The organism is Amycolatopsis sp. NPDC051758, from assembly GCF_044453095.1.
In the GTDB taxonomy this organism is placed as follows: domain Bacteria; phylum Actinomycetota; class Actinomycetes; order Mycobacteriales; family Pseudonocardiaceae; genus Amycolatopsis.
The window spans coordinates 389,040-410,588 of record NZ_JBITCJ010000011.1; the positions used below are offsets into that span (position 1 = coordinate 389,040).

The window sequence follows — 21,549 nt, forward strand, 5'->3', positions numbered from 1 at the left end:
GGTCGTGAGCCTCACCCTCGGTATCGTCGGCCTGCCCAACGTCGGCAAGTCCACCCTGTTCAACGCGCTGACCCGCAACGACGTGCTCGCCGCGAACTACCCGTTCGCGACGATCGAGCCGAACGTCGGCGTGGTGCCGCTGCCGGACCCGCGGCTGGACAAGCTGGCGGAGCTGCACAAGTCGGAGAAGATCGTGCCGGCTGTGGTGTCCTTTGTGGACATCGCGGGCATCGTGAAGGGCGCGTCCGAGGGTGCCGGGCTGGGCAACAAGTTCCTCGCGAACATCCGCGAGGCCAACGCGATCTGCCAGGTCATCCGCGTGTTCGACGACCCGGACGTGATCCACGTCGACGGCCGGATCGATCCGCTGAGCGACATCGAGACGATCAACACCGAGCTGATCCTGGCCGACCTGCAGACCTTGGAGAAGGCCGTCTGGCGGCTGGAGAAGGAAGCGCGGACCAAGAAGGAAGCGAAGCCCGCGCTCGAGGCCGCGCAGAAGGCGAAGGAGATCCTCGACAGCGGACGCACGCTCTTCTCCGCGCAGAAGGACGTCGACCTCGAGCTGCTTCGCGAGCACAGCCTCCTGACGACGAAGCCGTTCCTGTACGTCTTCAACGCCGATGAAGGCGTCCTCACCGACGACGCCCGCCGCGAGGAGCTGACCAAGCTGGTCGCCCCCGCGGACGCGGTGTTCCTCGACGCGAAGGTCGAGGCGGAGCTGCTGGAGCTGGACGACGAGGAGTCGGTCCGCGAGCTGCTCGAGTCGGTCGGCCAGCCGGAGCCGGGCCTGTACTCGCTGGCCCGCGCGGGCTTCCACACCCTCGGCCTGCAGACGTACCTGACGGCCGGGCCCAAGGAGTCGCGCGCCTGGACGATCCCCCAGGGCGCAACGGCCCCCCAGGCGGCGGGCGTGATCCACACGGACTTCGAGCGCGGCTTCATCAAGGCGGAAATCGTGTCGTACGAGGACCTGATGGCGGCCGGCTCGATGGCGGCGGCTCGTGCGGCGGGCAAGGTCCGCATGGAGGGCAAGGACTACGTCATGGCCGACGGTGACGTGGTGGAGTTCCGCTTCAACGTCTGATTCGAAGGTGTGACCGTGCTCGGCCGAGCGGGTCCACTGCTCGAACTCACCAGGTGCTGACGAGCGACCTGGCCGCGGCGTCGGCATCCTGGCCTGAAAGCTGCGCGGCCATGGCGGTCTTCAGGACGGGCGCGGCCAGACGGTGGAGCGAGACCGCCGAATCGTCGCAGGACTTCGACGTGCATCCGGCCACGGTCCCCCGGGGCGCCGATGGCCGGTCGGGACGACCGTAGCCACTCCGCGGCCTGCTTGCGCCCGCCGGTTCCGTGACCACCGGTTACTAGTTGTTATTTTCATTGGACGCAAGATATGCTGCGTCCAATGAAAGCTTCGCCGAGCCTGCTGCCCCTGCTGCGGTCGCGCATGCAGGGAGAGCTGCTCGCGCTCGTTCTGCTGCACCCGGACCGCGAGTACACCATCACCGAGCTCGCCGAGGCCTGCGGTGTCACGCCCACCGCAGTGCTGCGTGAGGTCGAGCGGCTGGTCGAGGGTGGGATCCTGGCAGCCCGGCGGGTGGGGCGGAGCCGGCTGGTCAAAGCCCGCACGGACACTCCGCTCTACCGCCCGCTGAGCGACCTCATCGCGGTCACCTTCGGGCCGATGCCGCTCCTGGCCGAGGCCTTGTCCGGGCTGGCCGGCGTGATCGAGGCCTACATCTACGGCTCCTGGGCGGCGCGCTACCGCGGTGAACCGGGGCCGCCGCCCGGGGACGTCGATGTTCTCGTGGTGGGTTCGCCTGATCCGGACGCGCTCTTCGATCTGGCCGAGCGTGCTTCGCAGCGGCTGGGCCGTGAGGTCAACGTGCACCGGATCTCGCCCGAGTCGTGGGCGGCGGACACCACGGATCCGTTCGTCACCAGCGTTCGTGAACGTCCGCTGGCCGCGCTGAATCTCGACCAGGAGTCTTGATGCCCCAGTGGAACCAGGGCCGTGAACGGATCGACGCGTTCATCGCGCGCGGTGCCATCGAGCACGTTCCGGCGTCGCGGGAGGCGGCCGAGGCCGAACTCGTCAGGGCGCGGACGCACCTCGCTTCGGCGCGGCAGCTGCAGGACACGGATCCGGAAGGCGCCTACACGCTGGCCTACGACAGCGCGCGGCGTGCGCTGGCCGCCGTCCTGCAGAACCAGGGTCTGCGCGTGACGAGCCGGGGTGGGCACGTCACCGTCTACGAGGCTGTCCTCGCGCAGCTGGATCCGCCGCTGGGGTCGATCTTGCGCCCCTTCAACCGGATGCGGGCCCGGCGCAACGAAGTCGCCTACCGATCTTCGGAGGCTCCGACGCTGACGGCGGAGGACGTCGCGGCCGATGTGCCGAAGGTCGAAGCCCTCATCGAGGTGGCCGAGAAGGCGATTCCGAACATGCCACGCTATTGACCACCGCTCGCCGGCCGCTCACTCCGCGCGAGAGATCGGTCCTGGACCTGTTGCTGGCCACGGACTTTCCCGGCGCGGCGGAACTCCGCGTCCAGGCGCGCACGGCTCGGGTGACCGGCCGGTGTGCCTGCGGGTGTCCCACGATCGATCTTGCCGTGGACGCCGCGGCTCCGGTGGCCGACGTCGACGGCCGGGTGGCCGTCGAGGTCGACGTCGCGGACGGCGGGCTCATCGTGTTCGTCGACGACGGCCGCCTGTCGGGGCTGGAGTACTGGACGGTCGGCGACACCCCGGCGGAGTTCCCGCCGCCGGAGACGATCCGGCCAACCGGGTAGTGACGGCACCACGCTCCACCTGGGCGGTTCTGCCACGCTCGAAGCCGTGAGTGCCTACGTGATCTCCGAGGTCCGGATCCTCGACGAAGCCCGAGCGCAGCGTTACCGCGAACTCGCCCAAGCGTCGATCGAAGCCCACCAGGGCCGCTACCTCGCCCGCGGCGCAACACCGACCGTGCTCGAAGGGGACTCCGACAAGAAGGTGATCATCGTCGAGTTCCCGGACCGCGAAACGGCGGAACGCTGGTACACCTCGGCCGAATACGCCGCCGCGCTGGCGATCAGGGAGACGGCGCTCGACCGGCGATTGCTGCTCGTCGACGGCTTGGACTAGCCGAGGAGACCCATCAGGGCGATGGCGATCAGCACCACCGCGGGGGCGAGGGTGTTGATCCAGGCGCGCTGGGCGGGGGTGAGGGAGGCGGTGCTGTTCATGGCATTTCCTAGGGCCGAAACCGATGCTTTCGCGGGTTCAGCGCGTTGACCATGCTGTTCGTTAGCAGCTGTGATCAAGCTCACCGCAGCATGCCGCTGACCAGCGGAAACGCCACTCAGCCATCCGAGTGACGGCGGTTGCGGACGGTGAACCAGAGCACCCCGCCGGCCGCCGCCACCATCGACGCGAATGCCGCCGTTCCCACCACGATCGCCTGGGTCATGCCGTCCCTCCATAACAAAGCTGTTTACCGAGAGACGCCGAAACCCGGCAAAGGTGCACTCAGCGTTACCAGGATCACAAGGCGCCGAGCACCGAGTCGATCTCGTCCGCCAGTGAGAAGTCCTTCGCGGTCAGGCCGCCCGCGGAGTGGGTGCTGAGCCGGAACGTCAGCGTGCGCCAGCGGATGTCGATGTCCGGGTGGTGGTCGGCGGCCTCGGCGAGCACCGCGACGCGGTCCACCACCTCGATCGCCTGGGAGAAGCTCGCCAGCTCCACCTCGCGGGAGATCACGGCGCCGTTGCGGGTCCAGCCCGGGCTCAGCCGCTGGTCGGCTTGATCTTCGCTCAAGATTTCCGTCATGGCTCCATGGTCGTACGTCCTGGACTACGCTGCACGGTTGCCACGGGAGTCCGGTCAGCCGGGCTGAGAGGCGGGTCACCCCGCGACCGTTCGCACCTGACCGGATCATGCCGGCGAAGGGAGGGCTTCTCCTCCTCGTCCGGCGAAGTGCAGGAGGGTAGATGAAACGCAGGGCTGTTCGCGCCGCGACGGCCATCGCCGCCGTCGGTGCCGTCACAGCGGCGTGCTCGCTGTCGGAAGGTGACGGTGGCACGCAGCAGACGCCCACCGTGACCCTCGTGACGCACGACTCCTTCCTGGCCCCGCAGGAGGTGCTCGACGCCTTCCAGAAGCAGTCGGGCATCAAGATCTCCGTGCTCAAGCAGGGCGACGCCGGCTCGCTGACCAACAAGCTCGTGCTGACCAAGGCCAACCCGGTCGGCGACGTCGCGTACGGCGTCGACTCGACGTTCGCCTCGCGCGCGCTCGCCGAGGGTGTCTTCGAGCCCTACACCAGCCCGGAGGCCGACCGCGGGCCGCAGCGGTACGCCGTCGACCCCGAGCACCGGCTCTCCGCGGTCGACGTCGGTGACGTCTGCGTCAACGTGGACACGAACTACTTCACGAGCAAGGGGATCGCGGCGCCGGAGTCGTACGACGACCTCGCCGACCCGAAGTACAAGGACCTGCTGGTCGCCGAGGACCCGGCGACGGCTTCACCCGGCCTGGCGTTCTTCCTCGGCACCATCGCCAAGTACGGCGAAGCCGGCTGGAAGGACTACTGGACCAAGCTGAAGGCCAACGGCCTCAAGGTGGTCAGCGGCTGGGAAGAGGCCTACACCAAGGAGTTCTCCGGCTCGTCCGGCAAGGGGCCGCGGCCGATCGTCGTCTCGTACGCGTCGTCGCCGGCCGCCGAGGTGGGTGACGACGGGAAGCCGCGGACGAAGGCGCTGCTCGACACCTGCTACCGGCAGGTCGAGTACGCCGGCGTGCTGGCCGGCGGCAAGCAGGTCGAGAGCGCGCGCAAGGTGGTCGACTTCCTGCTGTCGCAGCAGTTCCAAGCGACCGTGGCGGCCAACATGTACGTCTACCCGACACGCCAGGGTGTGGACCTGCCGGCGGGCTGGGCGCAGGTCGCGCCGCTGCCGCAGAAGCCGCAGGCGCTGACCCCGGACCAGGTGCAGGCCGGGCGTGAGAAGTGGATCGGCGAATGGCGCACGCTCGTGCAGTCCTAGCCCCACCCCGAACCGGTCGAGGGCTAGGCCTGGCGTTGCTCGGCCTGGCCCCGATCGGCTTCCTGGTGGTGTTCTTCGCCTGGCCGGTGCTGGCGATCATCGGCCGCGGGTTCGCCGCGGGCGGGCTCGACGTCGTCCTCGGAGACCCGCGGACCTGGCAGCTGGCCGGGTTCACCGTGGCGAGCGCGGCCGCCTCCACCGTCGTCGCGGTGCTGGCCGGGCTGCCGGTCGCGTTCCTGCTGGCGCGGGTGAAGCTGCCCGGTGTCGGCCTCGCGCGGACGCTGGTGCTGGTGCCGTTCGTGCTGCCGACCGTGGTGGTCGGGCTGGCGTTCCGGGCCCTCTGGCCGGACGGCGGCGTGCTGCCGATCGTGCTGGCCAACGCCTTCTTCAACGTCGCCGTGGTCGCGCGGACCGTCGCCGGGCTGTGGGCGCGGCTGGATTCGCGGACGACCGACGCCGCCCGCGCGCTGGGTGCGTCACCGTGGCGGGCGTTCCGCTCGGTGACGCTGCCAGCGCTGGCACCCGCGATCGCGTCCGCCGCGGCCGTGGTGTTCCTGTTCTGCGCCACCAGCTTCGGCGTTGTCCTCATTCTGGGCGGCGCGAAGTACCGGACCCTGGAAACCGAGATCTACCTGCGGACCGTCGACCTCCTGGATCTCTCGGGAGCGGCGGCACTTTCGCTGATCCAGTTCACCGCCGTGGTCGCCGCGCTGGTGCTCGGCGGGCTGGCCCGGCGGCGCAAGGACGGCGCCCGGATCGGTGCCGCAAATACCCGGCGCCCGCGGGGTGGCGAGTGGTGGGCCGTCGGCGCCGCGGGGGTCGTGCTGGCGCTGCTGCTGACGCCGATCGTCGCGCTGCTCGCCGAATCGGTGTCCACTTCGGACGGCTGGAGCTTCGCCGGCTACCGCGCGCTCACCAGCACCGGCGAGAAGGGTGCGCTGCAGGTGTCCGGCTGGGACGCCGCGGTGAACTCGCTGAAGGTGGCCGTCGACGCGACGCTGCTGGCGATGGTCGTCGGTGTGCTCGCGTCCGTCGTGCTGGTGGCGCTGCGGCGCTCGCCCGCCAAAGCCGCGCGCGGGCTCGGCGAGACCATGGACGCCGTGCTGATGCTGCCGCTCGGCGTCTCCGCGGTGACCGTCGGGTTCGGCTACCTGGTGACGCTCGACGCGCTGCCCGGCGACCTCCGGACGTCGCCCTACCTGGTGCCGCTGGCCCAGGCGCTGGTGATCATCCCGCTGATCGTGCGGATGGTGCTGCCGGTGCTGCGCTCCGTCGACGTCCGATTGCGGCAAGCCGCGTCGACGCTCGGCGCGAGCCCGCTGCGAGTGTGGCGGGAGATCGACCTGCCGCTGGCGCTGCGGCCGCTGGTCGCGGCGGCGGGGTTCGGGTTCGTCGTGGCGCTCGGCGAATTCGGCGCGACGAGCTTCCTCGCCAGGCCGACGTCGCCGACGCTGCCGGTCGCGGTCGCGTCGCTGATGTCCCGGCCGGGGGAGCTGAACAACCAGATGGCGTACGCCGCGTGCGCGCTGCTGATGCTCGTGACGGTGCTGGCGGTCGCGCTGATCGACCGGCTCGGGGCCGCGCGCGGCCGGGTGGGAGAGTTCTGATGGCGCTGTCGGTGCGGGACCTGACCGTCCACTATGGAACGTTCACGGCGGTGCGCGACGTCCGGCTCGACATCGCGGACGGCGAAGTGCTGGCGCTGCTCGGCCCGTCGGGCTCGGGCAAGTCGACCCTGCTGCGCGCGATCACCGGCCTCGAGCCGTCGGCGCGCGGCACGGTGAGCTGGGACGGTGACGACCTGGGCGCGGTGCCGGTGCACCGCCGCGGCTTCGGGCTGGTGTTCCAGGACGGCCAGCTGTTCGGCCACCGCGACGTCGCCGCGAACATCGCGTTCGGCCTGCGCATGCACGGCGTACCCCGCGCGCGGTGGGCCCCGCGCGTCGCCGAGCTGCTGGAGCTGGTCGGCCTCTCCGGTTTCGAGAAGCGGCGGGTGACGGAGCTGTCCGGCGGGCAGGCCCAGCGGGTCGCGCTCGCCCGGGCGCTGGCGCCGAAGCCACGGCTGCTGCTGCTCGACGAGCCACTGTCCGGTTTGGACGCGGGGCTGCGCGAGCAGCTGGCGATCGACCTGGCGGACCTGTTGCGGCGCAGCAAGATCACGGCGTTGCTGGTGACACACGACCAAGAGGAAGCGTTCACGCTGGCCGACCGGGTCGCGGTGCTCGACGCGGGCGAGGTCCGGCAGGAGGGCGCGGTCCGGCGGGTGTGGCGCAACCCGGCGGACGACGACGTGGCCCGCTTCCTCGGCGTGACGACCTTCGTGGACGGCGTCGTGGCAGGCGGGGTGGCGCACACTTCGCTGGGTGACGTCGCGCTGCCGGACGCCGGCGACGGCCCGGTGCGGCTCGGGCTGCGGCCGCACGCGCTGCGAGTGGCCGGTGAAGGCGTGCCGGGCGAGGTCGTGGCCGCGGTACACCGGCGTGAGCACGTCCGGCTCGTCGTGAAGCTCGAAGAGTCCACTGTGGACGCGGTCGCCCCGGCGGTGTCGGATCTGCGCGCCGGGGACCGGGTGCAGCTGGAGCTCGACCCGGACGGCGTTGCGCTGATCGGCTGACTCAAGCCGCCCAGTGCGCCAGGAGGTCCAGTGCGGACTCCGACGGGCTGCCGGGTTCCGCGGTGAACGTGATCAGGCGCTGCCCCGAGAAGTCCGGCAGCTCGAAGTTCTCGAACCGCAGGGTCAGCTCACCCGCGACCGGGTGCCGGAAGCGTTTGCGCCCGTGGGTGCGCTGCTGCACGACCCGGCCCGACCAGAGCGTCCGGAACGTCTCGCTCCGCAGCGTCAGCTCACCGATGAGGGTCGCGAGCGCCTGGTCGGTGGCGTACCGCGCCGCGACCAGCCGCAGCTGGCCGACCGTCGCGCGGGCGACGTCCGGCCAGTCCGGGAACACCGCGCGGCTCGCCGGGTCCAGCAGGCAGAACCGGGCCAGGTTCCGAGGCTCCGTCGCGAAGTCGAAGAACAGCTGCGCGGACAGCGCGTTCCACGCGAGGACGTCGAGCCGGTGGTCGACCACGAGGGCCGGGATGCGGTCCATCTTCGCCAGCAGCTGCACGAGCTCCGGCCGTGCCCGGCGGGCCGACGGCGGCCGGGCGGGCCGGGCCGCGGCGAGGTCGTGCAGGTGACCGCGCTCGACGTCGTCCAACCGCAACGTCCGGGCCAGCGCGTCCAGCACCTCGGGTGACGGGCCGCGCGCCCGGCCCTGCTCGAGGCGGACGTAGTACTCGACGCTGATCCCCGCCAGCTGGGAGACCTCCTCGCGCCGCAGGCCGCGGACCCGCCGTCGCGGGCCGGTGAGGACGCCGCATTCCGCCGGTGTGGCCGCTTCGCGGCGCGACTTCAGGAAACGGCCCAGCTCCCGGCGATCGTCCATGCCGGTCAGTGTGCCGCTCCCGGGGCCGGCGGACCTGGCCCTGCCGGTACCAGGAACCGCGGACCCCCGGACCGGCAGAGGCTGGGCCGCGACCGGCGCGGGCGGCAGCCTCGGTGGTGAAGAGTCGTGACGAAAGGACTTCCCATGTGCCACAGCACCGAAAGCCGCCCGCCCGCACCGCCCGTCGCGGGGGAGGTGGCCGCGCACGGCCCGCTCACGCTGACGGCGTCCGACGGCGCCGAATTCCTCGCCCATCACGCGGTGCCCGCCACGCCGAACGGCCGCAAGATCGTCCTGCTCCCGGACGTCCGCGGGGTGCACGCGTTCTACCGCGACCTGACCCGCGGTTTCGCCGAAGCCGGGTTCGAGACGGTCGCGATCGACTACTACGGCCGCACCGCGGGGCTCGGTGAACGGGACGACACGTTCGACTGGGAGAGCCACCTGCCGCGGGTGCAGTCCGCCGACGTCGCGAAGGACGTCGCCGCGGCCCGGGACTTCCTCGGCGACGGACCGGTGTTCACCGTCGGCTTCTGCTTCGGCGCCGGACAGTCGTGGCGGCTCTCGGCGGCCGGGCCCGGCCTCGCCGGGGTGATCGGCTTCTACGGCCTGCCGAAGCTGGTCGAGGACGTCGTGCAGGACCTCCGCGCGCCGATGCTGCTGCTCCTGGCCGGTGAAGACGTCGCGACGAGCCGAACCGAGTTCGACGCCTTCACCGGTGAGCTGGACGCGGTCGGCGTCCCGTACGAGCGGCACGTCTACGCGGGTGCGCCGCATTCGTTCTTCGACCGGTCGTACGCGGAGTGGGGCGAGGCGTGCGACGACGCGTGGCGCCGCATCCTCGCCTTCACTCAGCCGTCCCGGGTGGACAGCCGGGCGTAGGCCAGCGACAGCCCGATCACGATGTAACACCCCGCCCGTAGCGCGCCCTCGCCGAGCATCTGCGCCCCCATCGGATCCTGCAGCACTTCGGCCGGGGCCACCGACCAGTTCTGCGTCAGCAGGAACGGGTGCAGCCAGTCCAGTGACGTCAGGAACCCGAGGATGGTGAACACGATGTCCGCCGCCAGCACGGACGCCACCACCAGCATCGGGTGCTCGGTCCAGCTGGAGATGGCCAGTGCCACCGCGCCGACCGCCCACAGCTGGAGCACCACCCAGCCCGCCATCAGCAGGATCCGGGCCAGCGCGCCGCCGAGCGACAACGTCGTGCCCGACAGCGTGAACAGCGAGTCCGTGCCGTTGATGATCAGCCCGGTCACCACGCCGGTGAAGCACATCGCCAGCACCGAAACCACCGACACGGTCGCGACGCCGAACGCCTTGACCGCCAGCAGCCGGCCGCGGCCGACCGGGGCGATCAGCCAGCCGCGCAGCGTGCCGTGCGCGGTTTCGCCGGCGATCGCGTCCGCGCCCGCCATGGCCGAGGCCAGCGGCAGGAGCAGCGCCAGCGACATCACGACCGCCGCGATCGGGAGGACGAACGCGTTGTTGACCGCAGACCCCAGCAGCGCGCCGCCGCCGTCGTCCGGGCCGCCGCCGGCGTTCGGGTTGTCGTCGACCAGCGTCAGGCCGATGCCGATGATCACCGGGATCAGCGCGAGCAGGCCCAGCACGGCGAGCGTGCGCGGCCGGCGGAAGATCCAGCGCAGCTCCGCGGCCAGCAGCCGGGCCAGCGGCACCGTGTCGTGGCCCGTGCGGGCCGCGGGCGCGTCGAGGACGGCCGTCATTTCGAACCCCCCGAAGAATCGTCCACAGAGGACTCGGTCAGCCGGGCGAACAGGTCTTCCAGCCCGGTGCGGGCGCGCGTCGCCTCGTGGACCGCGACCCCCGCGCCCACCAGGACCTGCAGCACCCGCGGGGCTTCCGCCGCCGTGAGGTCGGCGCGGACGCCGTCCGGCGTGAGCCGCGCGCCGATCCGGTGCTCCCGCAGCACTTCCACCGCCTGGTCGGCGTCCGGCGTGCGGACCAGCAGGGCCGCGTTCCCGGACTCCAGCAGCTCGGCCAGCTCACCCTGCGCGACGACGTTCCCGGCCTGCAGCACGGCCACGTGCGTGCACGTCGCCTCCACCTCGGCCAGCAGGTGCGAAGACACCAGCACGGTGACACCCTCGGCGTGCAGCTCGGCGACGATCCTGCGGATCTCCCTGGTACCAGCAGGGTCGAGGCCGTTGGTCGGCTCGTCGAGCACAACCATCTTCCGCGGCACGAGCAACGCCGAAGCGAGCCCGAGCCGTTGTTTCATGCCGAGCGAGTAACCCTTGTACCGCCGTCGTGCGGCGACGGTCAGCCCGACGCGCTCCAGCGCCGTGTCGACGGCTTTCGGGATGCCGGCCGACGTCAGCCGCGGTTCGGCGGCGGCGAAGCGGAGCAGGTTGTCACGCCCGGACAGGAACGGGTGGAAGCCCGGCCCCTCGACCAGCGCGCCGACGTCCGGCAGCGCGTGCGCGGCGGCGTCGGGCATCGGCCGGCCGAGCAGCTCGACCGCACCTTCGGTCGGCCGGACCAGGCCGAGCAGCATCCGGATGGTGGTCGTCTTGCCCGAGCCGTTCGGCCCGAGCATCCCGACCACCGCGCCCAGCGGGATGTCGAGGTCGACGTGGTCCACCGCAACGGTGCTGCCGTAGACCTTGCGCAGTCCCCGGGTGCGCGCGGCCAGGGGAACCGCCGGGGCGGACGCTTCCGAAGAAACGTCCGCCCCGGACTCGACAGTCGTGCTGGTCACTTCTGACCCAGCGCTTCGTAGAGGACCTGCTCCGGCACCGCACCGGCGGCGAACCGGCCGTCGTCGGTGAGCACCGCGCTGCCCACCTTCGTGGTGACGAGGTGGCCGGTGCCCCAGGCGCCGCTGACCTTCTTGGCGAACCGGTCGAGCAGGGCCTGCGGGTCGGTGGCGCCGCCCCGGCGCTCACCCTGCTGCTTCGGCGCCGCGTTCAGCGCGTCCGCCGGGATCTTGCCGGTGACGACGGTGTCCCAGCCGTCGCCGACGACCTTGACGTCCTGCTTGGCCTGCTCGGCGAGGTCCTTGTCCTGCTGGTCGATCGTCGGCGTCTTCTCCTGCACCTTCGCGCCCTTCGGCGGGGTGAAGGTGAAGAGGTCGGCCGGCTGCTGGGTGAACTGGATCTCGGTGAACGCGACCTCGAGGGCCGGCGTCGACGTCCCGTTGCTCAGCACCGACACCCGCAGCGGCATCCGCGTCTGCGAGTCGACCGCGACGCGGATCTCGCGCAGCAGGGTCCGCTCGGTCGGCTTCGGCGTCAGGACCAGTTCGTAGGCCGGGCGGTCCGCGACGGTCGCGGTGCCGTCGACCGACACGGTGCTGCTCTCGCGGACCTTGGCCAGCAGCTCGGTGCTCGCCGCGACCGGGTCGGCCGTCTTGTCGCTGCCCGCGCCCTTCTGCTGGGCCACCTCGGCCGGGATGGTCACCTTGGTCGCGGTGTTCGACTTGGAGCTGTAGTCCCAGACGGTGGTGCCGTCGTGGACCACGGTCTCCTGGCTGGCCCCCTGCGTGACCGCCAGCCGGCTCTTGCCCGCGCCGTCGGTGAAGATGTGCGCCGAGTCCATGTTGAGCGCCGACGCCCCCGGCACGGCGTTCCCGATCGCGGGCAGGCCCAGGTCGTTGCTGACCTTCACGGTGCCGTCGAACGCGCCCGGCTTCGCCTTCATGACCGACTGCACCAGGTCCTCGGCGCTCACCTGCGGCAGCGCCGGCTTGTCGTCGGCACTGGCCGGCATCGCGACGAACGCGAGCCCGCCGGCGCCGAGCGCGGTGCCGAGGACCGCGGCGGTGATGCCCTTCGTCTTCGGTTTCATGCGTCTCTCCCTGTGGTGTTCCCGGACTCGAGTGTGCCCGGCTCCCTGGCCACGACGCTTCCCTCTCGAGGCTGAGATACCCCTGAAGGTTCTCCCTCGCCGGCTGAGATCGTGCTGAGAGATCCCACGGGACCTGCGCAAACCGGCCATGATGAGGAGCGTGAAACCTCGGGTGCTGGTGGTCGACGACGAACCGGGCGTGCGGAAGGCGCTGCTGCGCGGGCTGCGCGCGGAGGGGATGGACGTGGTCACCGCCGCGGACGGCCCCAGCGGCCTGCAGCTGGCGAGCACCGGCACGTTCGACGTCGTCCTGCTCGACATCATGCTGCCGGGCCTGTCCGGCTACCGCGTGCTGGAGCGGCTGCGCAAGGACGGCGTCACCACGCCGGTGCTGCTCGTCTCGGCCAAGGACGGCGAGGTCGACCAGGCCGACGGCCTCGACCTGGGCGCCGACGGTTACCTCGTCAAGCCGTTCTCCTTCGTCGTGCTGGTGGCACAGGTCCGGGCGACGCTGCGCCGCGCCGGACCGGACGCCAGCCGCGGCACGCTGCGGCTCGGCGCGCTGGCGGTCGACCGCGGGCTGCGGCAGGTGCACTGGAACGGCGAGGAGGTCGGGCTGAGCCCGCGGGAGTTCGCCCTGCTCGAGGTGCTCGTCGGGCGCGCGGGCACGGTCGTCACGAAGGACGAGCTGCTGCGCGCGGTGTGGGGTGAGGAGCAGGCCGTGACGCGCAACCTCGTCGAGGTGTACGTCGGGTACGTGCGGCGCAAGCTGGACGCCGTCGGCGCCGGCTCGCTGCTGCGGACCGTGCGCGGGCACGGTTACCTGGCCTCCGACGCGCAGCTCGACGAGGTCATCACCCCGTGATCTCGTGGTGGCGGGGCCGGTCCCTGCAGGTCCGGATCACCGTGCTGGCCGCGACGATCACCCTGGGCTGCCTGCTCGGGCTGGCCGCGCTGGCCGCGGCGAAGCTGTCACCGCTGCTCATCGACTCGGTCGACCGAGAGCTGGCGGGCGCGCTCGGCCCGGCGAGCGCCGAGGTCGGCGCGGGCCGGGCGCTGTCCGGGGCGGCGCCGGTGACACTGCGGGTGCTGGACATCTCGGGCGCACCGCTGGACGGCGGCACTCCCACCGGGCTCTCCGCTTCGGACGTCTCGACGCTCAAAGCCGGGCAGCCGGTGCAGAGCGACGGCGCGCGGTACCTGGGCACGGTCGTCAGCGCGCCGGACGGGTCACAACGGCTGGTCGTCGCCGGCGCCGGCCTGGTCGGGTTCTCCGCGGCCGTGCACTACGGCGGGGTGTGGCTGGTGGTCGTCGCGTCGGTCGGCGCGCTGGTCGCGGGCCTCGCGACGTGGCTGGTGGTGCGGCTGTCGCTGCGGCCGGTGGCGCGCATGCGGGGTTCGGTGCGGGCACTGCCGCCGGGCGCGCGGCTGGCCCTGCCGGATTCGCACGACGAACTGCGCGCGCTGGCGGAGGAGTTCAACGCGCTGCTGGAGCGGCAGGAGCAGGCGAGCGACCGGCTCCGGCGCTTCACCGGCGACGCCGCGCACGAGCTGCGGTCACCGGTCGCGTCGATCCGGGTGCAGGCCGAGGTCGCCGTCACCAACCCGGACCCGGAGCTGGCGCAGGAGACGCTGACGGACATCCTCACCGAGGCCGAGCGGCTCTCGTCGCTGCTGGACGGGCTGCTGTCGCTGGCCCGGTCGGACGCGGGGGAGGTGCCGCCCGCTTCGCCGGTGGAGCTGGTCAGCGAAGTCCGCGCGGCCGTTGCCCGGCTCCCGGCGGGGGCGCCGGAGACGCGGGTGAGCAACGCGGTCGCGCAGGCCTGGGCGTCGTCCGCGCACGCCGAGGTGGAGCTGGTGCTGGACAACCTGCTGCGCAACGCGTGCCGCTACGCGCACGGCGAGATCGTGGTGTCGGTGCTGGCCTCCCGCTCCTCGGTGCGGGTGGTGGTCGACGACGACGGCCCGGGCATCGCGCCGGAGCACCGCGAGAAGGTGTTCGACCGGTTCTACCGGGTGTCCGACGACCGGGCCCGCATCACCGGCGGCACCGGCCTCGGGCTGGCGATGGTGGCGGAGACGGTCCGGCGGCGCGGCGGCCGCGTCCAGGTGGGCGAGTCCCCGGACGGCGGCGCGCGGTTCGTGGTCACCTGGCGGGTGGCGCCGGACTCATGACGTCCGCCGGGGGTGCGGTGCGTCCGGCCCGCGGTGGGGCGTCCGGGTAGATTCCGGGGCTGTGAACGGTGTGATCGTGGGTGCCGCGCTCGTGCGCGACGGCAAGTTGCTCGCCCAGCAGCGTGCCTGGCCGCCGGGGCACGCGGGGCAGTGGGAGCTGCCCGGCGGGCGCGTCGAAGCCGGTGAGTCCGACGCCTTCGCCCTGGCTCGTGAGTGCAGCGAAGAGCTGGACGTGGTCATCGAGGTCGGCGACCGGGTCGGGCAGGAGATCCCGCTGCCCGGCGACAAGGTCCTGCGGATCTACGCGGCTTCGCTGGTCTCGCCCGGTGACGAGCCGCGCGCGGTGGAGCACCTGGCCGTCCGGTGGCTCGGGCCCGACGACCTCGACGACGTCGACTGGCTGCCCGCCGACCGCATCCTGCTGCCGGCCTTCCGCACGCTGCTGGACTGAAGCCGTGAATGGCACATCGAGGACTCGGAGTCCTCGATGTGCCATTCACGGCTCTTCAACTGGCGCCGATCATCCGCAACGCCGCGTCGAGCCGGTGCGAGCCGCGCTCGATGGCGCGCTGCGCGCCCGCCTTGCGCACCTTCTCCAGCTCCGCGGCGTCCTCCAGGAGCGTCGACGCGCGTTCCCGCAGGGGCCGCAGCTCCTCGACCACGGCGTCGGCGACGGCGTCCTTCACCGCTCCGTACGACGAGAACTCGCCGGCCAGCTCCTCGGGGGAACCACCCCGGCACGCGGCGAGGATCTCCAGCAGGTTCGCCATCCCCGGCCGGGTGTCCGGGGCGTGCACCGGCACCGAACCGCCGTCGGTGACCGCGCGGCGGATCTTGCGGCGGACCTGGTCGGGCTCGTCGAGCACGAACACCACGCCCGCCGCGTCGCGTGTCGACTTCGACATCTTGCGCGTCGGGTCGGTCAGGTCCTTGACCCGCGCGCCCGCGGGCGGGAGCACCGCCTCCGGGACGGTGAACACCTCGCCGTAGGTGCTGTTGAACCGCTTGGCGAGGGTCCGCGTCAGCTCGACGTGCTGGCGCTGGTCCTCACCGACCGGCACCTCGGCCGCGCCCTGCAGCAGGATGTCCGCGGCCATCAGCGCCGGGTAGGTCAGCAGCGACAGCCGCACCCCGGCCTGGCCCTTGGATTTCTCCTTGAACTGGATCATCCGCGCGGCCTCGCCGTAGTTGCAGGTGCACTCCAGGACCCAGGTCAGCGCGCCCAGCTCGCGGGCCAGGTCGGACTGGACGAACACCCGCTCCGGATCGATGCCGGCGGCGATGAGCACGGCGAGCTGCTCGCTCGCCAGAGATCGGAGTTTCGCCGGGTTGTGCGGGGTCGTCATGCCGTGCAGGTCGGCGACGAAGTAGAGGTCGTCCGGCCCGCCTTCGAGCGCCCAGCGCCGCACGGCGCCGAGGTAGTTGCCGAGGTGGACGTGGCCGGACGGGGTGATCCCGGACAGCTTGCTCATGGGTCTTCCTTCCGAGGTGGGACCACCCCGGAGAAGGCATGAAAAAGGCCGCCCGTCCGGGGCGGCCGCTGCTGGGTTTCAGCGCAGGTCGAGAGGGCCGCCGGAGGGCGGCCACCACTGGACGTTCAGCGTGCGCATGCCCGGACTATAGCCGACACCGCACCCGATCCGTCACCACTTCGCATCGTCCGGACGCGGAAGGGCACGCACGGAGTTACGGTCTTAACCATGTATGTCGTCCTGCTGAACTACACGGCCCCCATCGAGGAGATCGACTACGCGCTGCCGGACCACGCCGAATGGCTGAACAAGCAGTACGAACACGGCCACTTCCTGGCGTCCGGGCGGCGGAACCCGCGCATCGGCGGCGTGATCATCACGCGCCCGATGAACCGCGGGAAGCTGGACGCGATCCTGGCGTCCGACCCGTTCTCGGTGAAGCACCTCGCGCAGTACGAGGTCATCGAGTTCTCGCCGACCAAGACCGCTCCGGAGCTGCGGTTGCTCAACGAAGCGGTGCCGCACTGACGAGCTAGGCGGCGAGGTCCAGCTTCTCCTTCGCCTTCTTGAGCGCCAGCACCGGGCACTTCTTGCAGCGCGGCTTCGACCGGCAGCACTTCTTCTTGACCTTGCCGGCCTTCATCAGCTTGCGCACGACCTTTCGCGGGTCGGTCGGCTTCTTGCCCACGCACGCTCCTCGGTTCGGCGACAGTCACCGGGTCTCCACGTTAGGTGAGCCTAACCGTTGAGGGGGCGTGGGGCTCCTCACAATGGGGGGACAGGTATCCTTGGTGAGGTCCGCGTGTGACCAAAGCCGGTCACGGGATGCCTGACGGGCTTACGCGGCCACCCAACCCTTGAAGTTCAGGAGTTCTCGCGTGCCCGCAGTAAGCGCTACCGTCGAAACCGGCCGGCCGACCGGTAAGACCCGGCCCGACCTGCGCAACGTCGCGATCGTCGCCCACGTCGACCACGGCAAGACGACGCTCGTCGACGCGATGCTGCGCCAGTCAGGCGCCTTCGCCGAACGCGCCGAGCTCGTGGACCGGGTGATGGACTCGGGCGAGCTCGAGCGCGAAAAGGGCATCACGATCCTCGCCAAGAACACCTCGATCCACCGCCAGACGCCCGAGGGCTCGGTGACCATCAACGTCATCGACACCCCCGGCCACGCCGACTTCGGCGGTGAGGTCGAGCGCGGCCTGGCCATGGTCGACGGGGTCGTCCTGCTGGTCGACGCCAGCGAGGGCCCGCTCCCGCAGACCCGCTTCGTGCTGCGCAAGACCCTCGAAGCCGGCCTGCCGGTGATCCTGCTGGTCAACAAGACCGACCGGCCGGACGCCCGGATCGCCGAGGTCGTCGAGGAGACCCACGACCTGCTGCTCGAGCTGGCCAGCGACATCGAGGACGCCGACCACGACGCGATCCTCGACCTCCCGGTCGTCTACGCCTCCGCGCGCGCCGGCAAGGCGAGCCTGGAGCAGCCCGCCGACGGGGAGATCCCCGAGAGCGAGAACCTCGACCCGCTGTTCGACACCCTGCTCCGGCACGTGCCGCCGCCCGCCGCCGACCTCGACGCGCCGCTGCAGGCGCTGGTCACCAACCTCGACGCGTCGAACTTCCTCGGCCGCATCGCGCTGATCCGCATCCACGCCGGCAAGCTGCGCAAGGGCCAGACCGTGGCCTGGATGCGCGAAGACGGCACGGTGCAGAACGTCCGCATCTCCGAGCTGCTGGTCACCGAGGCGCTCACCCGCGTCCCGGCGACCGAGGCCAGCGCGGGCGAGCTCGTCGCCATCGCCGGCATCCCCGACATCACCATCGGCGACACCCTCGCCGACTCGGAGAACCCGGTGGCGCTGCCCCGGATCACCGTCGACGAGCCCGCGATCTCGATGACCATCGGCGTCAACACCTCGCCGCTGGCCGGGCGCAACGGCGGCGACAAGGTCACCGCGCGGCTGGTCAAGGCCCGCCTCGACCAGGAGCTGATCGGCAACGTCTCGATCCGCGTGCTGCCGACCGAGCGCCCCGACACCTGGGAGGTCCAGGGCCGTGGCGAGCTGGCGCTGGCCATCCTCGTCGAGCAGATGCGGCGCGAGGGCTTCGAGCTGACCGTCGGCAAGCCGCAGGTGGTCACCCGGATCATCGACGGCAAGGTGCACGAGCCGTTCGAGCGCCTGTCGATCGACTCGCCGGAGGAGCACCTCGGCGCGATCACCCAGCTGCTGGCCTCGCGCAAGGGCCGCATGGAGCACATGGGCGGGCACGGCTCCGGCCGGCTCAAGCTCGACTACGTCCTCCCGGCGCGCGGCCTGATCGGCTTCCGCACCGACTTCCTCACCGAGACCCGCGGCACCGGCATCGCGAACCACGTGTTCGAGGGCTACTTCCCGTGGGCCGGCGAGATCCGCACCCGGCACAGCGGCTCCTTGGTCGCCGACCGCACCGGCCCGGTCACCGCGTACGCGATGATCCAGCTGGCCGACCGCGGCACGTTCTTCGTCGAGCCGGGCGCCGACGTCTACGCCGGCATGGTCGTGGGGGAGAACCCGCGCTTCGAGGACCTCGACATCAACATCACCAAGGAGAAGAAGCTGACGAACATGCGTCAGTCCTCCGCCGACGTGATGGAGACGCTGGCCCGCCCGCGCAAGATGGGCCTGGAAGAAGCGCTCGAGTTCTGCTCGGTCGACGAATGTGTCGAGGTTGCGCCGGAGGTCGTCCGGGTCCGCAAGGTCACCCTGGACGTCAACACCCGCGCGAAGGAGCGTTCGCGCGCCAAGAGCCGCGACAACGCCTGATCACAGAATCGCGAAAAAACCTCCCGGTGAGCACCACCGGGAGGTTTTTTCGTTCCCGTCCGGTCACCGTGGGTCCACCATTTACCGACACGAAGTCACGAATTCCGCCGTGCTTCTCCTTATATCTTTATAGGGCTCGGGCGGCATCAACGCCTGGTATTCACCACCGCGTGAATCCCGTCCCGTGTCCGGGCCGTGTTCGTTCCGCCGTTCCGGAACGGTCCGGGAACCCGGACGGTCCGCCGCGCGTCCTTTCCCATACCGGCACCAAGGGGGGCCGGGCCCGGCCGATCCGGGTGTGGGAATCTCGGTTCCGGACGCGAGGGCGGTCGTGGGAGCATGGCGGCCCCGATCGGGGAGAATCTGGGGAGGACGGGGCGTGCGGGTGAATCGCAAGGCGGTGCCGGTGCTGGCGCTCGCGGCCGTGCTGGTCACCGCCTGCTCGAACACCCCGCCGCCACCGGTGGTGTCCTCGTCGGTGCCCCCCGCGTCGACCACCGGGAAGACGCCGTCGCAGATCGTCGCCGGTGTCGACGACGTGCTCGGCGGGTACAACCCGCACAACCTCGCGGACTCCTCGCAGGTGACGTCGGCGCTCTCGCAGCTGCTGCTGCCCTCGGTGTTCCGCCAGAAGGACGACGGCAGCACCCAGCTCGACAAGAGCCTGATGAAGTCCGCCGAGGTGCTCTCGCAGCAGCCGTTCGTGGTCGCCTACGAGATCCGGCCGGACGCGTCCTGGTCCGACGGCGCGCCGATCGCCGCCGAGGACTTCGACTACCTGCGCACCCAGATGCGCGACCAGCCCGGCGTGATCGGGCCCGCCGGCTACCGGCAGATCACCGACCTGCAGTCCCGCGAAGGCGGCAAGCGCGTCGAGGTCACCTTCGCCAAGCCCTATCCCGGCTGGCAGACGCTGTTCTCGGACCTGTTGCCCGCCCACCTGCTCAAGGACGCGCCCGACGGCTGGCGCGGCGCGCTGGCGTCGAACTTCCCGGCCGTCGCCGGCCCGTTTTCGATCAAGAGCCTCGACATCGCCCGCGGCGAGGTCGTCCTCGAGCGCAACGAGCGCTACTGGGAGAAGCCCGCGGCGATCGACCGGATCGTGCTGCGCCGCTCGGACCAGCAGACACTGCTGGCCGCGCTGCAGAGCGGCAACGACCAGTTCGCGCTGTCCAGGACCACCGGCGACGGGCTCAAGCGGCTCGGCGACCTCGGCTCGGCCGTGAAGCTGCACACCGTGGCCCGGCCGCTGGTGGCCGACGTGCTGCTGCGCCCGGTCTCCGCGACGCTGCACGACACGCAGGTCCGCGCCGGGATCGCCGCGCTGATCGACCGGACCAAGCTGATCACCGAGGGGGTCGACGGCGGCCCGTCGTCGGCGTTGCACGCCGACGCCCAGGTGCAGGCGCCGTCGGTGAGCGGGTACACGGCGACGATCCCGCCCGGCCCGCCCACCGCGCCCGACGTCACCAAGGCCGAGGAGTCGCTGAAGGCGGCGGGTTACACGAAGACCGCGGGCACCTGGCGCAAGAACGGCAAGGCGCTTTCGCTGGTCATCGCCTCGCCGGGCACCCAGGAGCCGTACGCGTCGATCGCCAAGGAGCTCACCGGCCAGCTCGCCGCGCAGGGCATCGAGGTCAACCCGATCACGCCGCAGCCGCGGGACCTGTTCAGCGGCCTGCTCGCGATGCCGGTCGCCGGCGGGATCCAGCAGCCGACCGGCGACTCGGCGGGCAACGTCGGGATCGACGTCGCCGTCGTGCCGCAGGCGGTCGGTGGCGACACGGCCTCGGTGCTCGCGTCGACCTTCGGCTGCCGGCTGGAGCAGACCACCGGCACGGACACCACCAAACCGGTCGTTCCGGGCAATTCGGCGGGGTTCTGCGATCCGGCGCTGCAGCCGTCGATCGACGCGGCGCTGTCCGGATCGACCCCGATCGCCGAAGCCCTCACCACTCTTGAGCCTGAACTTTGGCGCCAGAACGTGGTGATTCCGCTGTTCCAACTGGCTGACACCCTGGCGATCGGTTCCGGCATCTCGGGCGTAACGCCCGGTCCCCCCATGGTGGGCCCGTTCGGGTCCGCGGTGAACTGGACTCGCGGCCCGAAGTAATCGTTCGGCTACGCATTCAGTACTACCGGGTGATCTTCACCGACGCCTTCGAGTGGGAGCCCGTGATTCCATGAGGTAACCGTCGTATTTCTGGATGTCGGCTGGAAGTCACCCTTTGGTCACGATCGACCCTGAACTGGTGACTGTCGGTGCTTTTCCTTTCTAGCGTGCACCCGCAGTGCGCCAGTTGAGTGTCGCTTGGCGTGTCGTAGGCTCCGGCCCATCCAAACCGGAGCGGTGTGGGCCCTTGTCCCGATATTCAAGGGTTCAGTGCTAGGAGGGCACACTTCATGAGGAGATCCAAAGCAGTCTCCGCTTTGTCGCTCGTCGCCGGCGCTTCGCTGCTGCTGAGCGCCTGCAGCGGCGGCGATTCGGGTTCGGGCAGCACGGACACGAACGGATCGTCGACCGACGTCAAGTCGATGGCTGTCGGCAAGGCCGAAACCGGTGACTTGTTCAAGCTCGCGGACACGCAGGCGTACGACGGTACCGTCACGATCGGTATCGACGACGGGTACTCGGGGTACAACAACCAGACCCCGGACACCAACAGCTCGTACAACAACTACATCCTGGCCGCGGTGCTCTCCGGCACGTTGAAGCTCGACGGCAACAACAAGGTGCTGCTGAACAGCGACGTCTTCGACTCGTGGGATGTCACGTCGAAGGAGCCGCAGCAGGTCACCTACAAGATCAAGCCGAACGTCAAGTGGT

Annotated in this window: 22 protein-coding genes, 1 pseudogene and 1 riboswitch; of the genes and pseudogenes, 16 read left to right on the plus strand and 7 right to left on the minus strand. The window is 70.9% G+C overall.

Going from position 1 to position 21,549, the window contains the following annotated elements:
- Positions 1-4: 4 nt before the first annotated feature.
- The 5 genes from ychF to ACIA5G_RS41815 all read left to right on the plus strand — a co-directional run bounded on the left by ychF (position 5) and on the right by ACIA5G_RS41815 (position 3,132).
- Entirely contained in the window at positions 5-1,087 is a 1,083-nt protein-coding gene (gene ychF / locus ACIA5G_RS41795; protein ID WP_395933737.1) for a redox-regulated ATPase YchF, read from the plus strand.
- 321 nt (positions 1,088-1,408) lie between these two features.
- Positions 1,409-1,996 carry an ArsR family transcriptional regulator gene (locus ACIA5G_RS41800; RefSeq protein WP_395933739.1) on the plus strand — a complete coding sequence of 196 codons (588 nt, stop codon included), beginning with the start codon at positions 1,409-1,411 and terminating at the stop codon, positions 1,994-1,996.
- The gene (locus ACIA5G_RS41805) at positions 1,996-2,463 is read left to right on the plus strand and encodes a hypothetical protein (protein WP_395933741.1); all 468 of its coding nucleotides are present in this window, start codon (positions 1,996-1,998) and stop codon (positions 2,461-2,463) included. Before ACIA5G_RS41800 ends, ACIA5G_RS41805 begins: the two co-directional genes overlap by 1 nt.
- A gap of 155 nt (positions 2,464-2,618) precedes the next feature.
- Entirely contained in the window at positions 2,619-2,798 is a 180-nt protein-coding gene (locus ACIA5G_RS41810) for a hypothetical protein (RefSeq protein ID WP_395933743.1), read from the plus strand.
- 46 nt (positions 2,799-2,844) lie between these two features.
- Positions 2,845-3,132, plus strand: coding sequence for a DUF1330 domain-containing protein (locus tag ACIA5G_RS41815; RefSeq protein ID WP_395933745.1), 288 nt, complete (start codon positions 2,845-2,847; stop codon positions 3,130-3,132).
- Positions 3,133-3,531: 399 nt separating this feature from the next.
- Here ACIA5G_RS41815 and ACIA5G_RS41820 read toward each other — a convergent pair whose 3' ends face one another.
- Entirely contained in the window at positions 3,532-3,816 is a 285-nt protein-coding gene (locus ACIA5G_RS41820) for a 4a-hydroxytetrahydrobiopterin dehydratase (RefSeq protein ID WP_395933747.1), read from the minus strand.
- A gap of 32 nt (positions 3,817-3,848) precedes the next feature.
- Positions 3,849-3,956: riboswitch (TPP riboswitch) on the plus strand.
- Positions 3,957-3,977: 21 nt separating this feature from the next.
- Here ACIA5G_RS41820 and ACIA5G_RS41825 point away from each other — a divergent pair.
- From ACIA5G_RS41825 to ACIA5G_RS41835, 3 genes are read left to right on the plus strand one after another with little or no spacing between them, the layout of a single operon-like run.
- Positions 3,978-5,030, plus strand: coding sequence for a thiamine ABC transporter substrate binding subunit (locus ACIA5G_RS41825; protein ID WP_395933749.1), 1,053 nt, complete (start codon positions 3,978-3,980; stop codon positions 5,028-5,030).
- Complete coding sequence (locus ACIA5G_RS41830; protein ID WP_395933751.1) at positions 5,006-6,637, plus strand: ABC transporter permease; 1,632 nt, start codon at positions 5,006-5,008, stop codon at positions 6,635-6,637. Before ACIA5G_RS41825 ends, ACIA5G_RS41830 begins: the two co-directional genes overlap by 25 nt.
- Complete coding sequence (locus tag ACIA5G_RS41835; RefSeq protein WP_395933753.1) at positions 6,637-7,644, plus strand: ABC transporter ATP-binding protein; 1,008 nt, start codon at positions 6,637-6,639, stop codon at positions 7,642-7,644. Before ACIA5G_RS41830 ends, ACIA5G_RS41835 begins: the two co-directional genes overlap by 1 nt.
- 1 nt (position 7,645) lies before the next feature.
- Here the strand turns inward: ACIA5G_RS41835 and ACIA5G_RS41840 are convergent, their stop codons facing one another.
- A complete protein-coding gene (locus tag ACIA5G_RS41840; RefSeq protein ID WP_395933755.1) occupies positions 7,646-8,458 on the minus strand; it encodes a helix-turn-helix transcriptional regulator in 813 nt (270 codons plus the stop codon).
- 144 nt (positions 8,459-8,602) lie between these two features.
- Here ACIA5G_RS41840 and ACIA5G_RS41845 point away from each other — a divergent pair, with 144 nt between their 5' ends.
- Positions 8,603-9,340: a dienelactone hydrolase family protein gene (locus tag ACIA5G_RS41845; protein ID WP_395933757.1), complete on the plus strand. Its 738-nt coding sequence runs from the start codon at positions 8,603-8,605 to the stop codon at positions 9,338-9,340.
- On the opposite strand, the gene ACIA5G_RS41850 is transcribed toward ACIA5G_RS41845, so the two are convergent.
- From ACIA5G_RS41850 to ACIA5G_RS41860, 3 genes are read right to left on the minus strand one after another with little or no spacing between them, the layout of a single operon-like run.
- Positions 9,310-10,188, minus strand: coding sequence for an ABC transporter permease (locus tag ACIA5G_RS41850; protein ID WP_395933759.1), 879 nt, complete (start codon positions 10,186-10,188; stop codon positions 9,310-9,312). The two genes, ACIA5G_RS41845 and ACIA5G_RS41850, sit on opposite strands and share 31 nt — an antisense overlap.
- Complete coding sequence (locus tag ACIA5G_RS41855) at positions 10,185-11,183, minus strand: ABC transporter ATP-binding protein (RefSeq protein ID WP_395933761.1); 999 nt, start codon at positions 11,181-11,183, stop codon at positions 10,185-10,187. Before ACIA5G_RS41855 ends, ACIA5G_RS41850 begins: the two co-directional genes overlap by 4 nt.
- Positions 11,180-12,271: an outer membrane lipoprotein carrier protein LolA gene (locus ACIA5G_RS41860; RefSeq protein ID WP_395933763.1), complete on the minus strand. Its 1,092-nt coding sequence runs from the start codon at positions 12,269-12,271 to the stop codon at positions 11,180-11,182. The genes ACIA5G_RS41855 and ACIA5G_RS41860 overlap by 4 nt, the downstream gene beginning before the upstream one ends.
- Before the next feature lie 148 nt (positions 12,272-12,419).
- On the opposite strand from ACIA5G_RS41860, the gene ACIA5G_RS41865 reads away from it, so the two are divergent.
- The 3 genes from ACIA5G_RS41865 (at position 12,420) to ACIA5G_RS41875 (ending at position 14,897) form a co-directional block, all read left to right on the plus strand.
- A complete protein-coding gene (locus ACIA5G_RS41865; protein ID WP_395933765.1) occupies positions 12,420-13,136 on the plus strand; it encodes a response regulator transcription factor in 717 nt (238 codons plus the stop codon).
- Positions 13,133-14,446 (plus strand): sensor histidine kinase, encoded by a 1,314-nt coding sequence (locus ACIA5G_RS41870; RefSeq protein ID WP_395933767.1) that lies wholly within the window; start codon positions 13,133-13,135, stop codon positions 14,444-14,446. Before ACIA5G_RS41865 ends, ACIA5G_RS41870 begins: the two co-directional genes overlap by 4 nt.
- Before the next feature lie 61 nt (positions 14,447-14,507).
- Positions 14,508-14,897, plus strand: coding sequence for a (deoxy)nucleoside triphosphate pyrophosphohydrolase (locus ACIA5G_RS41875; RefSeq protein ID WP_395933769.1), 390 nt, complete (start codon positions 14,508-14,510; stop codon positions 14,895-14,897).
- Positions 14,898-14,952: 55 nt separating this feature from the next.
- On the opposite strand, the gene trpS is transcribed toward ACIA5G_RS41875, so the two are convergent.
- Positions 14,953-15,918, minus strand: coding sequence for a tryptophan--tRNA ligase (trpS, locus tag ACIA5G_RS41880; RefSeq protein ID WP_395933771.1), 966 nt, complete (start codon positions 15,916-15,918; stop codon positions 14,953-14,955).
- A gap of 228 nt (positions 15,919-16,146) precedes the next feature.
- Here trpS and ACIA5G_RS41885 point away from each other — a divergent pair, with 228 nt between their 5' ends.
- Positions 16,147-16,446, plus strand: a complete 300-nt coding sequence (locus ACIA5G_RS41885; RefSeq protein ID WP_395933773.1) for a YciI family protein — start codon at positions 16,147-16,149, stop codon at positions 16,444-16,446.
- Between the two features lie 4 nt (positions 16,447-16,450).
- Here ACIA5G_RS41885 and ACIA5G_RS41890 read toward each other — a convergent pair whose 3' ends face one another.
- Positions 16,451-16,606 carry a hypothetical protein gene (locus ACIA5G_RS41890; protein ID WP_395933775.1) on the minus strand — a complete coding sequence of 52 codons (156 nt, stop codon included), beginning with the start codon at positions 16,604-16,606 and terminating at the stop codon, positions 16,451-16,453.
- 190 nt (positions 16,607-16,796) lie between these two features.
- Here ACIA5G_RS41890 and typA point away from each other — a divergent pair, with 190 nt between their 5' ends.
- From typA to ACIA5G_RS41905, 3 genes and pseudogenes are all read left to right on the plus strand, one after another.
- Positions 16,797-18,722 (plus strand): translational GTPase TypA, encoded by a 1,926-nt coding sequence (gene typA, locus ACIA5G_RS41895; RefSeq protein ID WP_395933777.1) that lies wholly within the window; start codon positions 16,797-16,799, stop codon positions 18,720-18,722.
- Between the two features lie 379 nt (positions 18,723-19,101).
- Positions 19,102-20,835: an ABC transporter family substrate-binding protein gene (locus ACIA5G_RS41900; protein WP_395933779.1), complete on the plus strand. Its 1,734-nt coding sequence runs from the start codon at positions 19,102-19,104 to the stop codon at positions 20,833-20,835.
- A 290-nt stretch (positions 20,836-21,125) separates the two neighbouring features.
- Positions 21,126-21,549, plus strand: a pseudogene (locus tag ACIA5G_RS41905) (ABC transporter family substrate-binding protein); the annotation flags it as partial.

Excerpts from the sequence above, each read along its gene's own strand:
- ACIA5G_RS41800 (WP_395933739.1), top strand. The coding sequence starts at position 1,409 with ATGAAAGCTTCGCCGAGCCTGCTGCCCCTGCTGCGGTCGCGCATGCAG.
- ACIA5G_RS41805 (WP_395933741.1), top strand. The coding sequence starts at position 1,996 with ATGCCCCAGTGGAACCAGGGCCGTGAACGGATCGACGCGTTCATCGCG.
- ACIA5G_RS41820 (WP_395933747.1), bottom strand. The coding sequence starts at position 3,816 with ATGACGGAAATCTTGAGCGAAGATCAAGCCGACCAGCGGCTGAGCCCG.
- ACIA5G_RS41825 (WP_395933749.1), top strand. The coding sequence starts at position 3,978 with ATGAAACGCAGGGCTGTTCGCGCCGCGACGGCCATCGCCGCCGTCGGT.
- ACIA5G_RS41830 (WP_395933751.1), top strand. The coding sequence starts at position 5,006 with ATGGCGCACGCTCGTGCAGTCCTAGCCCCACCCCGAACCGGTCGAGGG.
- ACIA5G_RS41835 (WP_395933753.1), top strand. The coding sequence starts at position 6,637 with ATGGCGCTGTCGGTGCGGGACCTGACCGTCCACTATGGAACGTTCACG.
- ACIA5G_RS41840 (WP_395933755.1), bottom strand. The coding sequence starts at position 8,458 with ATGGACGATCGCCGGGAGCTGGGCCGTTTCCTGAAGTCGCGCCGCGAA.
- ACIA5G_RS41845 (WP_395933757.1), top strand. The coding sequence starts at position 8,603 with ATGTGCCACAGCACCGAAAGCCGCCCGCCCGCACCGCCCGTCGCGGGG.
- ACIA5G_RS41850 (WP_395933759.1), bottom strand. The coding sequence starts at position 10,188 with ATGACGGCCGTCCTCGACGCGCCCGCGGCCCGCACGGGCCACGACACG.
- ACIA5G_RS41860 (WP_395933763.1), bottom strand. The coding sequence starts at position 12,271 with ATGAAACCGAAGACGAAGGGCATCACCGCCGCGGTCCTCGGCACCGCG.
- ACIA5G_RS41865 (WP_395933765.1), top strand. The coding sequence starts at position 12,420 with ATGATGAGGAGCGTGAAACCTCGGGTGCTGGTGGTCGACGACGAACCG.
- trpS (WP_395933771.1), bottom strand. The coding sequence starts at position 15,918 with ATGAGCAAGCTGTCCGGGATCACCCCGTCCGGCCACGTCCACCTCGGC.
- ACIA5G_RS41885 (WP_395933773.1), top strand. The coding sequence starts at position 16,147 with ATGTATGTCGTCCTGCTGAACTACACGGCCCCCATCGAGGAGATCGAC.